The organism is Bacteroides sp. AM32-11AC, from assembly GCF_003603515.1.
GTDB classification, from domain to species: Bacteria; Bacteroidota; Bacteroidia; order Bacteroidales; family Bacteroidaceae; genus Bacteroides; species Bacteroides uniformis.
In genome coordinates this window covers 231,397-247,218 of the sequence record NZ_QTNH01000005.1, presented here as the reverse complement: position 1 = coordinate 247,218, position 15,822 = coordinate 231,397, and the positions used below count along the sequence as shown (strand labels likewise).

The following is a 15,822-nucleotide window of genomic DNA, read 5'->3' as shown; positions in this document are numbered from 1 at the left end:
GTAGGAAAAATAGATTAATAATGTATATATTTGCAGCATAAATGTGTTTATAAGCTCATGATAGATACCAATATATTTCAAGATAAGACGGCGGTTTACTATACGTTGGGGTGCAAACTGAACTTCTCGGAGACCTCTACTATCGGTAAAATTTTGCGGGAAGCGGGCGTACGTACGGCGCGCAAGGGTGAGAAAGCGGATATTTGTGTAGTGAATACCTGCTCGGTGACGGAAGTGGCAGACAAGAAGTGCCGCCAGGCCATCCACAAACTGGTGAAGCAACATCCGGGTGCATTTGTCGTGGTGACCGGTTGCTATGCCCAGCTGAAACCGGAGACGGTGGCAAAGATAGAAGGTGTGGACGTCGTGCTGGGAGCCGAGCAGAAGAAGGACCTGCTCCACTACCTGGGCAATCTACAGAAGCACGAGACCGGCGAGGCCTACACTTCCGCTTTGAAGGATATACGTTCGTTTGCTCCGTCTTGTTCGCGTGGCGACCGGACCCGTTTCTTCCTGAAAGTGCAGGACGGCTGCGATTATTATTGTTCCTATTGCACCATTCCCTTTGCCCGCGGACGTAGCCGTAACGGCAGCATTGCTTCTATGGTGGAGCAGGCCAGCCAGGCGGCTGCCGAAGGTGGAAAGGAAATTGTATTGACCGGCGTCAATATCGGAGACTTCGGCAAGTCTACCGGTGAGACTTTCTTCGACTTGGTGAAGGCGCTGGACGAGGTGGAAGGCATTGAGCGTTACCGCATATCCTCCATCGAGCCGAATCTGCTGACAGATGAAATCATAGAATACGTGTCCCGTTCCCGGCGTTTCATGCCTCATTTCCATATACCGCTGCAGTCGGGCAGTGACGAGGTGCTGAAGCTGATGCGACGCCGTTACGATACCGCCTTGTTTGCCTCGAAGATAAAGAAGATAAAGGAAGTGATGCCCGATTCCTTTATAGGGGTAGACGTGATTGTGGGTACCCGTGGAGAGACGGAGGAGTATTTCGGGCAGGCTTATGAGTTTATCAAGAGCCTGGACGTGACGCAGCTCCATGTCTTCAGCTATTCGGAGCGTCCCGGCACGCAGGCCTTGAAGATAGACCACGTGGTGGCACCCGAAGAAAAGCACCGCAGGAGCCAGCAATTGCTGGAGCTTTCGGACGAAAAGACCCGTGCTTTTTATGCGCGCCATATCGGGCAGACGATGCCGGTGTTGCTGGAACGTCCCAAACCCGGACTGCCGATGCACGGCTTCACTCCCAATTATATCCGTGTGGAAGTCCCTCATGATGCTGCCTTGGACAACCAGCTCGTGTCTGTGCGCCTGGGCGATTTCAATGCCGACGGCACCGCACTCTTGGGAGTAATGGAATGAGGAATGCCGCCTTTGCAACAAATAACTCATAACTTATAACTCATAACTGACGAAGTGAAATCAAAAATTGTCTATTGGTTGACTTATGCGGGCATGTGGCTTGTGGCACTTCTGCCTTTCCGGGCGCTTTATGCATTGTCTGACGGGCTGTACTTCCTGATGCGCCACGTCGTGCATTATCGGAAGAAAGTCGTTCGCCGCAACCTTCGCAATTCCTTTCCGGAGAAGTCGGAAACCGAATTGATGGAGATAGAGCGCAAGTTCTACCATTATATCTGCGACTATATGCTGGAAGAGGTGAAGATGCTGCGCATGTCTTTCGAGGAGCTCTGCCGCCGGATGAAGTATGATAATAAGGAAGAATACCTTGCCATGATAGAGAAGCATGGAGGCATTGTACTGTTGATTCCCCATTATGCCAATTTTGAGTGGATTATAGGCATGGGGGCCATCATGCATCCGGGCGACATCCCGGTGCAGGTGTACAAACCGCTAAGCAATAAGTATCTGGACGAGATGTTTAAGCATATCCGCGCCCGGTTCGGAGGATACAATGTGGCGAAACATTCCACGGCACGCGAAGTGATAAAGCTTCGCCGTGAAGGCAGGCGGATAGCCATCGGCCTGATTACAGACCAGTCGCCCAACCGCAGCGAGGCCCATTATTGGACCACTTTCTTGAATCAGGACACCGTGTTCATGGATGGCGCCGAGCGCATTGCCAAGCTGATGGACTTCCCCGTCTTTTATTGTGAATTGGAACGGACATCCAGGGGATATTGCAAAGTGCTCTTCGATTTGGTTACCGAAACTCCCAAGCAGACGGCGGATGGCGAGATAACCGAGTGCTTCGCCCGTCGTCTGGAGCAGACCATCCGGCGCGAACCGGCTTATTGGTTCTGGTCTCATAAACGCTGGAAAAATAAACGAAAAGAATCTGTGCAACATGGATAAGATTGCTGTTGTCATATTGAATTGGAACGGATGTGATATGCTCCGTTCCTTCCTTCCCTCTGTTGTGCGTTTTTCGGAGGCGGATGGTGCTGTGGTGTATGTGGCGGACAATGGCTCTACGGATGCTTCTGTGGCAATGCTCCGTCGCGAGTTTCCTTCTGTGCACTTGATTCTGCAGGAAGAGAACCACGGTTTTGCCGACGGATACAATCTAGCATTGAAGCAAGTGGAGGCAGAATATGTAGTGCTGCTCAATTCCGATGTAGAGGTCACCGAGCACTGGCTTGTCCCGTTGGCAGAGTATATGGATGCCTATCCGGAGACGGCCGCTTGCCAGCCGAAGATACGCAGTTGGCGTAACAAGGGGCAGTTTGAGTATGCCGGAGCTGCGGGAGGTTTCATCGACCGCTATGGCTATCCCTTCTGCCGCGGCCGTATTATGGGCGTGGTAGAAGAGGACAAGGGGCAATACGACACGGTGATACCCATTTTCTGGGCTACGGGGGCGGCTCTGTTCATCCGTCTGGCAGACTACCGGGAAGCGGGTGGGCTGGACGGACGTTTTTTTGCCCACATGGAGGAGATAGATTTATGTTGGCGGCTTCGTGCCCGTGGCAGACAGTTGGCATGTATACCGCAGAGTGTGGTATTTCATGTGGGAGGGGCCACTTTGAAGAAGGAGAATCCGCGCAAGACCTTCCTCAATTTTCGTAATAACCTTGTCATGCTTTATAAGAATCTGCCGCAGGAGGACTTGGCGTCCGTGATGCGTGTACGTGCGGTGCTCGATTATGTGGCTGCGTTCAGTTTCATGCTGAAAGGCCAGTTACCCAATGCTTTGGCCGTATTCCGTGCGCGCCGTGCCTACCACTCCCTCCGCACTTCATTAGCAGCGTCCCGCAAAGAGAATCTGAAAAAAACTACGCTTGCCGTAATACCGGAACGGACAAAAAACAGTATATTGGCGCAGTTTTATCTGCATGGAAAGAAATTCTTTTCCCAATTGTAGGAACTGTTGCCTTTTATAATTGTTCAATCTATTAAAGGTTTTGAATTATGGAAAAACTAGTTAGAAAAATCGGATTAGTGGCACACGACGCCATGAAGAAAGACCTCATCGAGTGGGTACTGTGGAACTCGGAATTGCTGATGGGGCATAAATTCTATTGTACGGGCACCACGGGTACCCTTATCCTCGAAGCCCTCCGGGAGAAACATCCTGATGTGGAGTGGGATTTCACTATCCTTAAATCCGGTCCTTTGGGCGGTGACCAGCAGATGGGCTCGCGCATTGTGGACGGAGAGATTGACTATCTTTTCTTTTTCACCGACCCGATGACCCTTCAGCCGCACGATACGGATGTGAAGGCGTTGACCCGCCTTGCCGGTGTGGAGAACATCGTGTTCTGCTGCAACCGCAGTACGGCAGACCATATCATTTCCAGCCCGTTGTTTGTCGACCCGACGTATGAACGCACTGTTCCCGATTACAGCAACTACACCAAGCGGTTTGCAAATAAGCCGGTGGTGGCCGAAGCGGTGGAATCGGCAAAGAAGCGGAAACGGCAAAAATAAGGATGAAACTCGGTTCTACTGGGCATTCTTAATCTATCGCTACCCTTCGTTCATGGACAGCCCACACTGGTGCGATAGCCCACCCTTGCCGTTTGAAGTCATAGAGTTGCACAATAATGGTGTTGGTGAATCTGCCCATTCTATGTCGTTGAGGTATTGGTAGGGGAAGCGGAACTCTGTGAGGTTTATTTTCAATAGTTCATTCCTTCTGAAGTCTGCATAGTTGTATGGGTTTGTAAAGTCGTAAGGGGTGGGCAGGTAGAGGGCATTTCTCCAATGAAACTCGGAGCTGTATTTGATAGCAAGCGGCCGGTAGCAGGAAGAGAGCGACGATGGGGAGTAATGCCAGTCGTTGTATAGCGTTTCTCATTGACTTTTTGTTGATGATGGGGCAAAGGTACGGAATATTGGTATCAATGGTTGTATTCTACGGCAGAAAAGTTGCTGCATGCTCACTGCAGAACTTCTGTATACATTTTGCAGTGCTACTGCATATCTGTTGCAGCGTTACTGCAAAGCTGTTGCAGTACTACTGCAAATATATGTGCAGTGTTACTGCAAACCGTTTGCAGCGCCACTGCAAAAAGCATGCAGTGTCTTTGCAGTGGGAAGTGTCTGTGTATCAATAGTGAATGGGGTGATTCGGCAATCTGTCATTCTCCGCGGCGTTGGCATATTTCCACTCCTGCAGCCTCTATATCCGCGCCCATCGGTGGATTGCGCTTTGCCAGCTTGAGGGTTATTTCTTCTATCTGTGGGAAGTCGTGGAACAATCGGTTTATAATTCGCCCGCATACATGTTCCAATAGTTTGGAAGGAATGTCCATCTCTGCCTTCACAGCTGTATGTACATCGGCATAGCTCACGGTGTCGGCTACGTCGTCCGTTTCTGCCGCACGCCGGATATCAACTTGCAGGCGCAGGCTGACGGTAAACTCATTGCCTACCACGGTTTCTTGTTCGCCCACGCCGTGATGGGCGAAGAAGCGAAGCGTGTCAAGGAAAATATAACTGGTCATTACTTGTAGATTGTTTTCTGCAAACTTACTGATATTTTGTGGTACGGGCAAATCAGTATCCGGTTATTACGATTCAGGTTGCGGATTGTATTCTGTAAAATATAAAAATAGCGCGAAATTGTTTTTTATAGAATACAATTATGTGAGGGTCGGAATGAACTTATCGAATTATTTTAGGCACGGAATTATACGGGTTATCACGGTTACTTTCAATATTATCCGTGATTGTCCATGTAATCCGTGCCTAAAATAATACTTTGCTAAGAATCCTTTCTTATCTTCCGGTGCTTTCTATCATGCTCCTTATTTTCTCGTTCAGGCTTTCTGCCTTCATCAGTTGTTCCAGTGTCAGGTGCATGCGCCAGCGCCAGTAGTGCCGCGGGTTGGCAGGAATATTGATGCGTTCTTCCTGCACGTTCGGGTTGCGCCATTTGCCGTCCATGGACATCCAGTCTTGCAGGGAGAGGATGCAGAGGATGGAGTTGCTATGGAGGTGATTGCGAACCACTTCTTCGCAGAGCTCCGGCGTGGCCGTTGCCGGTGCGGCACCGTAGTGCCCGAGCATGGTGTTGTAGTAACGCTGCGTCTGTTGGAAGTCTTCTTCCCACCAGCCGCGCAGGGTAGACATGTCGTGCGTGGAGATGGTGCAGACCGAACGGTATGGATACCAGTCTGTGTGGCCGAATTCTTGTTTCGGGTCTTTCGGCATACGTTGTATCTCCAGGGAAAGGATACGCAGGTCGTTCATCACCCATGCCACGCAATCGGGAATCATGCCTAAGTCCTCACCGCATACCAGCATGCGCGTGGACTGTGTCAGTTGCGGCAGTTTCTTCATGGCTTGCTGTCCCCAGAAGTCGTTGTGGCGGTGATAGTAGTACTGGTCATAAAGCCGGTTGAAGGCAGCCTTTTCCCAATCGTTCAGTGCGCGGTAGATGTAGTCGTGCTGCACGCCGATGCGCGGATGGTATTCGTGCGGATTGTTGCGGTCGGGCACGAACAGCACATCGCTGATAAGGGCGTAAAGCCCGTCACGAATCCAGATGCTGTCATCGTCCGTTTTTCCGGCAAAGTAGGCTTCCACCTTGCGCTGGGTGTCGAACTCGGGACGCATGCGGTAAACCTCCCACGTGTCTGTCGGCTCTATGAAGGTCTGTTTCACATAGTCTGTATGCGGGCCGAAGATTTGTCCGAGGAAGTACTCATGGATATAGGGCTTCAGGAAGAAGTCTTCGCGGAATGCCAGCCCGTAGCTTTCTATCTCCTCGCGCGTCATGGGCAGGGCGGGGACGAATTGTCCCAACAGCCCGTGTACGGCGTGCATCGGTATCTCCCAAATGCGGAAGAAGCCGAGGATGTGGTCTATGCGGTAGGCATCGAAGTATTCTGCCATTTTGTGGAAACGTTTCATCCACCAGGCATAACCGTCTTTTTCCATGACATCCCAGTTGTAGGTGGGGAGGCCCCAGTTCTGTCCGTTCACGGAGAAGTCATCGGGCGGTGCACCGGCTTGGCCGTTCAGGTTGAAGTAGTGGGGTTCCTTCCAGGCTTCCACACTGTTGCGGCTGATGCCGATGGGGATGTCGCCTTTCAGCACTACGCCGTTGGCGCGCGCATGTTCGGTGGCGGCAAGCAGTTGCAGGTGCAGATTGAACTGGATGTAGTAGTAGATGGCAATATGCGGATAGTCGGCAGAGTCCGGCCGGCACAATGTCTCTATCTCCTTGGCATCGTAGGTGGCATACTTGGCCCACTCGCGGAAATTCGGGGTCTTGTAGGCATCACGCAGGTAGCTGAAGACGGCATATGGCTGCAACCATTCCTTGTTGGCTTCGTAGAAATTACGGAAAGCATCCGATGCCAGCACCTTTTCCCCTTCCTGCTTGAAGATGAGGTGGAAGTATTCCCACTTTGTCTTGTTCACAGCTTCGTAGTCCACGGCGGGCAGGGCATTCAGTTCCTTCTGGCGTTTGTTGAATTCGGCCATCACCTTCTTGTCCTTCAAGCTGCCCAACTGCTTCAGGTCGGCGTACATGGGATGGAAGGCATAGATGGAGATGCTACTGTAAGGGTAGGAGTCTGTCCAGGTATGCGTCATGGTAGTGTCGTTGATGGGCAGAATCTGCACCGCCTTCTGATTGGTGGCAACTGCCCAGTCAATCATGCGCTTCAAGTCGCCGAAATCGCCTACACCGAAGCTTTTCTCGGAGCGCAGGGAGAATACGGGTACGGCTACTCCGGAACCTTTCCATGCAGGAAGATTGAAGTATACATAACGGTCGCCGACAGCCAGCGTTTCGTTGGCGGCTATCTGCGGGTCGGCCATATAGCGGTTGGGATTGTTCTCCCAGGCCACGGCACGGCGCTCTTTCTTGTTGTAAAGGACGAATTTATACTCTAGCGGGAAGCTGATTTTGCCGGCATCCACTTCTACCTGCCATTCGGGGAAGTCGATGTCGCTCATAAGGGCAGCTTTGTCCGGGTTCCAGTCACCCAGCGCCTTCTGGTTTCCGCAGAGTGCCAGGCAATGGTCACTGTCTATGCAGGGGGCGTACGCCTTTATCAGCAACCCCTTTTTGTAGCTTTTCGGGGCGGCACTGCGTTCGCGATGCGCCAGCAGGGATTCTGTGAAAGCGGATGTATAAAAATACTGCTGCTCGGGCAGATTCTTCCAACAATCTTCTATGCGGTAAACTTTCTTCGGATTGTCTGCAACGTGCAGGATGCGTGGCAGGCTGTTCCACTCTGTCCGTATGGTTCTGCCATCTCGATAGATGTGGTAACTGTATTCGACGCTTCCATTACCGGGAATCTGGATATCCACTTCCGCGGTCCAGTGAATGCCGTCTACAGTGTGCAGGGGGGTGGCTTTGTTGGGCTGGTTGTTGCCAAGTTCCGGGATGGAACCCAGGACTCTGACTTCTTCACCCCAGCTGGTGCGATACTCGATATTGAATATTAGTGTCATATTATATTAGATTTAGAAATAGCAATAGCTGCAATGATTATGCAAGTATAGAAATTATTCCTCATAATCATGCAGCTACCGTTATCTAAGTCATTTAAATTCCTATGCAAACGTTTGTGCTTGCCGTGGGATTATCCACAGCGAGAAGCTCCGCACGTCTTGCAGATGAGGCAACCTTCTTGGTAAACCAGTGTTTCGTTACCGCAGTTGGGGCATTTCTTGCCTTTGGCTTCCGTGCCGTCCTGGATGTATTTCTTCAGGGCGCGTTCCACACCGTTCTTCCAGGTGTTGATGTTTTCGCTGTCCAGTTGCAGTGAACCTACCAGCTTGATGACCTGCTCGATAGGCATGCGGTAGCGCAATACACCGGAAATCAGCTTGGCATAGTTCCAATACTCTTTGTTGAACTTCTCGGACAGACCCTCGATGGTGACTTTGTATCCGCGCTTGTTCTCGAACTGGAAGTCGTAACGCTTGTTTCCGTGCTCATCCACATTCTTGATGATGTGGCCCGACACCACATTCTTCGGCAGGATGATGCCTTCATCATCATCCAGCACACCGGTGAATATTTCGTAGGGATGATTGTCCAGCAAGCCGACGAATGCCACCCATTTCTCCTTGTTGTTCTGGAAGCGGACAACGTCTGCATCCAATATTCTGGGACGTGTTTCAACGACCGTAGGCGGTTTGCACGGGGGAAGTTCGGACTTCTTGTCACTCTTGGTAGAGATGAGCACGCCGGAACGCGAACCGTCGCGGTAAACCGTACAGCCCTTGCAGCCGGATTTCCATGCTTCTACATACAGACGGTTCACGAGGTCTTCGTCTACGTCGTTCGGCAGGTTGATGGTTACGCTGATAGAGTGATCCACCCATTTTTGGATACGTCCCTGCATCTTGACTTTCATCAGCCAGTCCACGTCGTTGGAGGTTGCTTTATAATAAGGTGATTTCTCTACCAGGGCATCCACTTCTTCCTGCGTGTAGCGTTTGGCGGGGTTGTATCCTTGTGCTTCCATCCAAGTCACGAACTTGGGGTGGAACACGATATATTCTTCAAAGGCATCTCCGGTTTCGTCGATGAAGTCCACATGGACGTTCGTATCGTTGGGATTCACTTTGCGGCGGCGCTTGTACACGGGCAGGAATACGGGCTCGATACCGGAGGTGGTTTGAGTCATCAGGCTGGTGGTGCCGGTCGGGGCGATGGTCAGACAGGCAATGTTGCGGCGTCCGTACTTCTTCATCTCCTCGTACATTTCCGGGTCAGCTTCACGCAGGCGGTTGATGAACGGGTTGTTCTTTTCGCGTTCTGTATCGTACACCTCGAATGCGCCGCGCTCTTTGGCCATTTCTATGGAGGAGCGATAGGCGTTGAGTGCCACCGTCTTGTGTACTTTCTCCGAGAACTCGGTTGCCTCTTCAGTACCATAACGCAATCCCAGGGCGGCAAGCATGTCGCCTTCTGCCGTGATACCTACACCGGTACGGCGGCCTTGGGCGCTTTTCTTGTAAATCTTCTGCCACAAAACGCGTTCTGTATGTTTTACGTCTTCACTTTCGGGGTCGGCATCTATCTTGCTCATGATGCGCTCTATCTTCTCCAGTTCAAGGTCGATGATATCGTCCATGATGCGTTGGGCCAAAGCTACATGCTTCTTGAATAGCTCAAAGTCAAAGTAGGCGTCCGGCTTGAACGGATTGACCACGTATGAGTAAAGGTTGATGGCGAGCAGACGGCAGGAGTCGTACGGGCACAGTGGAATTTCGCCGCATGGATTGGTGGATACGGTACGGTAGCCCAGGTCTGCATAGCAGTCGGGCACGGATTCCTTTAATATGGTATCCCAGAACAATACACCGGGTTCTGCCGATTTCCATGCATTGTGCACAATCTTTTTCCATAATGCGGATGCGTCAATGTCTTTTTGAAATGCCGGCTCTGTGGCGTCAATCGGATATTGCTGTGTATATGGTTTGCCTTCGATGGCGGCCTGCATGAAGTCGTCGGTCAGTTTTACGGAAACGTTGGCTCCGGTCACTTTGCCCTCAGTCATCTTGGCATCGATGAAGGCTTCCGAGTCGGGGTGTTTGATGGATACGCTGAGCATCAGTGCGCCGCGGCGTCCATCTTGAGCTACTTCGCGTGTAGAGTTTGAATAGCGTTCCATGAAGGGAACCAAGCCGGTGGAGGTCAGTGCCGAGTTCTTTACCGGTGAACCTTTCGGACGGATATGGGATAAGTCGTGTCCCACGCCGCCACGGCGTTTCATCAGCTGTACTTGTTCTTCGTCTATCTTGAAGATGGCACCATAAGAATCCGCTTCGCCGTCCACACCGATAACAAAGCAGTTGGACAGAGAGGCTACCTGATAGTTGTTTCCGATTCCGGTCATCGGGCTTCCTTGCGGAACAATGTACTTGAAGTGGTCGAGTAAGCCGAAAAGTTCCTCTGAACTTAATGGATTGGGGTACTTGGCCTCAATGCGGGCTACCTCATTGGCTATTCGCCAATGCATGTCTTCCGGAGACTTTTCGTAAATATTTCCGAAAGAATCTTTGACTGCATATTTGTTTACCCAAACTCTGGCAGCCAACTCGTCGCCTTGGAAGTATTTTAAAGATTCTCCGTAGGCTTCGTCATAAGAATAATTTTTCTTTTCCACAATGTTGTATCTCTTAGGATTAGTTACAAATAAGTAAAGTTGTAGAAGTTGTACTTATCGTTAACAAATGCATTTGCAAAGCTATGAATGTTTTTCAACTTGGCAAAATTAAAATGAATGTTTTTATCAACCGATGTATAGTTTTCTATTGATTGCTATTAATTTATTGGTTTATAATGTTTTAATGATTTGAGTAAACGAATAAGTTTTCCAAAATGGAATTTATTAACAACTTGTTGGGCTGAAAGGTTCTCGGTTTAGTCGAACATAAGGTTACTTTTATCTGCTCGTAGAGATAATAATTGTTCATTTCTTGTTGAAAAGATGTATTTTATTCCGGATATATGATGATAAAAAAAGTGTGAACTCTTGAATGAATTGTTCGTGGATTACATTATCTTTGCAAAAAAAGAAAGAATGGAAAGCTTGAAACAAAGGAGAACAATCCGAAAATACCAGCAGAAGGATATTTCTGCTGATTTGTTAAATGATTTGCTTGAAACCTCTTTCCGGGCTTCTACAGTCGGGAACATGCAGGTTTATAGTGTGATTGTGACGCGTGATGCAGAGCGTAAAGCCAAACTGGCGCCTGCACATTTCAATCAGCCGATGGTTCGGACGGCGCCGGTAGTGCTTACTTTCTGCATAGATTTGCGCCGCTTCAGCAAGTGGTGTGAGCAACGTAAGGCTGAGCCGGGATACAACAACTTTGAGTGGTTTGTGACGGGGGCTGTCGATACCTTGCTGGTGGCACAGACTTTTTGTGTGGCTGCCGAGGAGAAGGGGTTGGGCATTTGCTATCTGGGAACTACCACTTACAACCCTCAGATGATTGTCGAAGCGTTGGAGTTGCCGGAATTGGTGTTTCCCATCACGACAGTCACAGTGGGATGGCCTGCCGAACAGCCGGAACAAGTGGACCGTTTGCCGCTGGAGGCCATTGTACACGAAGAGGTTTATCATGATTATACTCCTCAGGACATTGACCGGTTGTATGCCTATAAAGAATCGCTTCCTGAGAACAAGCAGTTCATCTTGGAGAACAATAAGGAAACGCTGGCGCAGGTCTTTACAGATGTGCGTTATACGAAGAAAGACAGTGAGGCAATGTCGGAGAATCTTTGGAAGATAATGAAAAAGCAGGGATTTTGAAAATTAAGGATAAGGGATAAGGGATAAGGGGTTAAGCTAATGCATACTTAGCTGCATTTAATCCCTTATCCTTTATTCTTATCCTTTTTTCAGTGCGGCTTGAATCTCGTCGATTTCCGCACGGAATGATTTGTCCACCTCTTTCAGTTCTTTGATGGTTTTACATGCATGCAATACGGTGGCATGGTCTTTATGTCCAATTAGCGCACCGATTTTTGCAGTAGAGAAGTCTGTATGGTTTTTGGCTAAATACATGGCTATTTGTCGTGCTTGCACCACTTCCCGCTTTCTGGATTTTGTGTGGATGGTGGCAGTTTCCAATCCGAAGTGCTTGCATACGGTGTTGATGATTTCATCGACAGTCACTGCCTTGCTTTCGCTGTTCACTACCTTGCGGACGATACGTTGCGTCAGTTCCAGGTCTATTTCTTTATTGTATATGGTGGAATGCGCCATAATGGAAATGACGATGCCCTCCAGGTCACGTACACTGTCGCCCACGTTCTCTGCAATATAGTCAATCACTTCCTGGGGGAACTGCAGGCCGTCACGGTGTATCTTGTTGCGCAGAATGTTCTTGCGGAGTTCTACGGTAGGTTTCTCCAGCTCAGCCACCATTCCCCATTTAAAACGTGTAATCAGACGCTCTTCCATGCCCTGCAGCAATACCGGTGCACGGTCGGAAGTGAGGATGAGCTGCTTGCCGTTCTGATGCAGATGGTTGAAGATATGGAAGAATGTATTCTGCGTTTTGGTCACGCCGGCAAATTCCTGAATATCATCAATGATTAGAATATCAATGGTCTGGTAGAAGTTGATGAAGTCGTTAGTCGTATTGTTACGTACGGAATCGGTGTATTGCACTTGGAATAGGTGTGCAGATACATACAATACCCTTTTCTCCGGGTATAGTTCCTTGATTTTGGTTCCGATAGCATTGGCAAGATGGGTTTTGCCTACACCTGATGCTCCGTATAGGAACAGCGGATTGAAGATTGTTTTAGCCGGATTGAGAGCGACAGCTTCTGCAACGCTGCGCGACAGCTTGTTGCTGTAACCTTCGATGAAGGTTTCAAAGTTGTATTCTGGATTAAGGTGCGGGTCAAGTTCGGGGACGGGAATCTGCGGAATCCTTTTGTCCATCACTTGTTTTTGCGGTATGATGGTACGCTGTGTAGACTCCAGGTCGACGGTTTTCCGCGAGCTCTTGTCCACCATTACGTTATACATCAATTTAGTTCCCTCACCAATGACCTTATAGAGAGTCTTGCGCAACAAATCAACAAATTTGTCCTCCAAAAACTCATAGAAGAACTGGCTGGGCACTTGTACGACCAGCGTTTTGTCTTCATATTTTAAAGGTATGATGGGAAGAAACCATGTTTTGTATGTCTGCTCCGGAACATTGTCTCTGATGATTTCAAGACAGCGGTTCCACAGCCCGACATGATCTATTTCACTCATAACGGCTATAAATACATTTATTAATTAAGCATAACTTCTACGATTGCAAAATTGGCAATCTTATTCGAGAAAAACAAATCCTTTTTTTCTTGCGTTTTTAGGGAAAGTAATAAGCTCTTTACTTTCAGCTACTTATCGGTTACTATGAGTATACTCCTTATATAAGGTGTGTTGCATTTATCTAATACTTTGTCATATAGTGGTTTATGTAGCTTTGCGTCTCTTGTTTTCTTTCTGTGCCCAGAGCAGGAAAAAGCCCTTTTTCGCTCCTTGTATAGAGCAAATGAGGGCTTTCCTTTTAATTCCTTTATAGACTTGTTATTTAGACAAAATCTATATAACGTCCATCTTTTACTTATCTTTCTTGCCGAATAGGGAGAAATGGACGTATCGTTTCGGATGCGATTTCAAGTCTTCCAATAAACTTGCTGCGTTGGCAGTGGTGGCGTTCAGATTATTATATAGAGAAGGGTCGTTTAGCAAAAGTCCGACGGTATTGTCTTTCTGGTTCAATTTGTCTGTAATCATTTTTACATTGTTCAAAGTTGCGTCTACCTTTTGCATGGCGGCAGCATAATCTATCTCCTTTAAGTTGTTGGAAATGAGTGCAAAGTTGTCTCCAATGGTATTGAGCTTGCCGGTCAGTTGTGGAATATCATCCTTCATTAGAGTTTGCAACTGGCGGCTTGTGACGGCCATACTTGCTGTTAAATCTTGTACGTTATGCAAGGTTGCAGGGATGGCGGGGTCGGCTAGTATGACATTTAAGGATGCGAGGATGGAATCCAGCTTGGGCAGCATCTTCTCTACTTGCGGCATCATGGTGGCAACTTTTTCCATCATTCCGTTGTTCAGCACGCCGGGGATTGTGTCTCCAATCTGGTATTTCTCCCGTGGGTTATTGGCAAGCAGCAGGTTCATCTTTACGCCGCCAAGCATTTCGGCTGCCAGTTCTGCCGTACTTCCTTTGGGAATGCGTAGCTCTGGGTCAACATCTATTTCGGCAACGACTTTGCCCGGTTGGGTATAGTCGTAGTACAAGTCGCGGACAATACCCACGCGGAAGCCGTCGGCAAAGACCGGGCTGGATTTTGTCAGTCCATTGACATTCTGGAATTTTACGTAGAAATAGCTGGAGGGCTTGAACATATTTATCCCTTTCAGGTAGTTGATGCCGTATACCAATATGCAAAGTGCAGCTATGCCTGCTATTCCTATTCTAACTTCTTTTGTAATATACTTCATGATGTATCTTTTGTTATTTATTTCTGTTCTTTTTAAATTCGCTGATGGCTGTGTTGACGTTTATCTTTTCTCCATTCTTGAACGCAATGATGAATGCGTCCTTGAATTTGTCCGTAATGCTACGTTTGCTGCGCAGCACCTTGTTGTAATCGGGTGATGCGCCGTACGTATATTTGTAGATTCCGCCTTCTTTATAATAATCCACGTCTTTCACTCCTTTCAGTCTTTTGTCATTCTTGGCCAGAGGACGTGAAGAAGTGAGTATCTGTATCTTAAACACGATGCCGCTCTGTTCTGTTTGGGAAACGGCTGCATTTTCTGACCTTTGCGGGCGTTGGGCAGCTTGGTTACTCTCCGCTTGAGGTGCATTTTTCTTTTCCGGTGTCGCTGTAGCTGCGTTGCCTTCTTCTTGAACGGGCTCGGGTACATCCTCCGGAAGAATGGTATTGCTGCTTCCGTTCAACCGGATTTCCTGCTCGCGCTTATAGGTGAGGAAAGCGCGGAAGATACCGTTGGCAAGTGAGGTGGTTCCTGCTTCAGTGTTCAGGTACCGTTCCTCTTCCGGTGTGGAGATGAATCCGAGTTCCACCAGTATGCTTGGCATGGCACTGGCCTTCAATACCAGAAAACCTGCCTGGTGCACGCCCCGATCTGTACGTTTGCAGGTTTGGCGGAAATGCTTTTGTACGAGGGAGGCGAGGTGCACACTCTGTGACATGTATTTGTCTTGCATGAATTCGAAGATGATGTAGGACTCTGCCGAGTTGGGATTGAAGCCGGCATACCGCGTCTTGTAGTCGCTTTCGTAGAGGATAACGGCATTTTCGCGCTTGGCTACTTCCAGATTGGCATCCGATTTTGCCAGACCCAGTGTCCAGGTGGAGGCTCCTTTGGCCGTCCGGTTTTTGGCCAGGGCATTGGTATGTATGGAGATGAACAAATCAGCTTTGGCGTTATTGGCAATTTCAGCGCGCCGGTCCAGGGGGATGAATATGTCCCGGTCCCGCGTATAGATAACTTTTACATCAGGGCAGTTCTTCTTGATTTGTTTGCCAAGTTTGAGTGCTACATTCAGGTTGATATTCTTCTCTTTGGAAATTTTTCCCACTGCACCCGGGTCGTGTCCACCGTGTCCGGGGTCTATAACGACAACAAAGTCTTTCGCTTCAGCGCTGCCACTGCAAAAGGGGGAGATAAGCAGCCCTAAGCATATACTTATATATAATATGTATCGTCTGTATAGTTTCATATAATTGTAGCAAAGACAATGCTTCCTTTTCGCTTGGCAAATGTAGTGGAAATTTATAGAAAACTAATGGATTATGTTCAGTTTTATTGTTCTTCTTCTCATTTTTAGTGTAATTAATGTCTGTGTTTGAGTAATTAGTGGCTCAATGTATTG

11 protein-coding genes are annotated in these 15,822 nt (G+C 48.7%); 5 read left to right on the top strand and 6 right to left on the bottom strand.

The window, feature by feature from the left end:
• The first annotated feature begins 57 nt into the window (after positions 1 to 57).
• The 4 genes from mtaB to DW800_RS07450 are packed head-to-tail and all read left to right on the top strand — an operon-like array spanning position 58 to position 3,903.
• Positions 58 to 1,374, top strand: coding sequence for a tRNA (N(6)-L-threonylcarbamoyladenosine(37)-C(2))-methylthiotransferase MtaB (mtaB, locus tag DW800_RS07465; protein ID WP_005830199.1), 1,317 nt, complete (start codon positions 58 to 60; stop codon positions 1,372 to 1,374).
• A 54-nt stretch (positions 1,375 to 1,428) separates the two neighbouring features.
• Positions 1,429 to 2,328: a lysophospholipid acyltransferase family protein gene (locus DW800_RS07460; RefSeq protein ID WP_005833230.1), complete on the top strand. Its 900-nt coding sequence runs from the start codon at positions 1,429 to 1,431 to the stop codon at positions 2,326 to 2,328.
• The gene (locus DW800_RS07455) at positions 2,321 to 3,337 is read left to right on the top strand and encodes a glycosyltransferase family 2 protein (protein WP_119957939.1); all 1,017 of its coding nucleotides are present in this window, start codon (positions 2,321 to 2,323) and stop codon (positions 3,335 to 3,337) included. Before DW800_RS07460 ends, DW800_RS07455 begins: the two co-directional genes overlap by 8 nt.
• 47 nt (positions 3,338 to 3,384) lie before the next feature.
• On the top strand, positions 3,385 to 3,903 hold the full coding sequence (locus DW800_RS07450; protein ID WP_005830204.1) for a methylglyoxal synthase: 519 nt from the start codon (positions 3,385 to 3,387) through the stop codon (positions 3,901 to 3,903).
• 653 nt (positions 3,904 to 4,556) lie between these two features.
• Here the strand turns inward: DW800_RS07450 and folB are convergent.
• From folB to DW800_RS07430, 3 genes are all read right to left on the bottom strand, one after another.
• Complete coding sequence (folB, locus tag DW800_RS07440; protein WP_005830212.1) at positions 4,557 to 4,922, bottom strand: dihydroneopterin aldolase; 366 nt, start codon at positions 4,920 to 4,922, stop codon at positions 4,557 to 4,559.
• Positions 4,923 to 5,196: 274 nt separating this feature from the next.
• The gene (locus DW800_RS07435) at positions 5,197 to 7,890 is read right to left on the bottom strand and encodes a 4-alpha-glucanotransferase (protein ID WP_119957938.1); all 2,694 of its coding nucleotides are present in this window, start codon (positions 7,888 to 7,890) and stop codon (positions 5,197 to 5,199) included.
• Between the two features lie 131 nt (positions 7,891 to 8,021).
• Positions 8,022 to 10,559, bottom strand: a complete 2,538-nt coding sequence (locus DW800_RS07430) for an adenosylcobalamin-dependent ribonucleoside-diphosphate reductase (RefSeq protein ID WP_009037933.1) — start codon at positions 10,557 to 10,559, stop codon at positions 8,022 to 8,024.
• Between the two features lie 417 nt (positions 10,560 to 10,976).
• Between DW800_RS07430 and DW800_RS07425 the strand changes: the two genes are divergently transcribed.
• Positions 10,977 to 11,711 carry an NADPH-dependent oxidoreductase gene (locus DW800_RS07425; protein WP_044468986.1) on the top strand — a complete coding sequence of 245 codons (735 nt, stop codon included), beginning with the start codon at positions 10,977 to 10,979 and terminating at the stop codon, positions 11,709 to 11,711.
• 78 nt (positions 11,712 to 11,789) lie between these two features.
• Here DW800_RS07425 and dnaA read toward each other — a convergent pair whose 3' ends face one another.
• The 3 genes from dnaA to DW800_RS07410 form a co-directional block, all read right to left on the bottom strand.
• Positions 11,790 to 13,175, bottom strand: a complete 1,386-nt coding sequence (gene dnaA, locus DW800_RS07420; protein WP_005827286.1) for a chromosomal replication initiator protein DnaA — start codon at positions 13,173 to 13,175, stop codon at positions 11,790 to 11,792.
• A 351-nt stretch (positions 13,176 to 13,526) separates the two neighbouring features.
• Entirely contained in the window at positions 13,527 to 14,420 is an 894-nt protein-coding gene (locus DW800_RS07415) for an MlaD family protein (protein ID WP_005827282.1), read from the bottom strand.
• 13 nt (positions 14,421 to 14,433) lie between these two features.
• Positions 14,434 to 15,669: an N-acetylmuramoyl-L-alanine amidase gene (locus tag DW800_RS07410; protein ID WP_009037934.1), complete on the bottom strand. Its 1,236-nt coding sequence runs from the start codon at positions 15,667 to 15,669 to the stop codon at positions 14,434 to 14,436.
• Positions 15,670 to 15,822 lie beyond the last annotated feature (153 nt).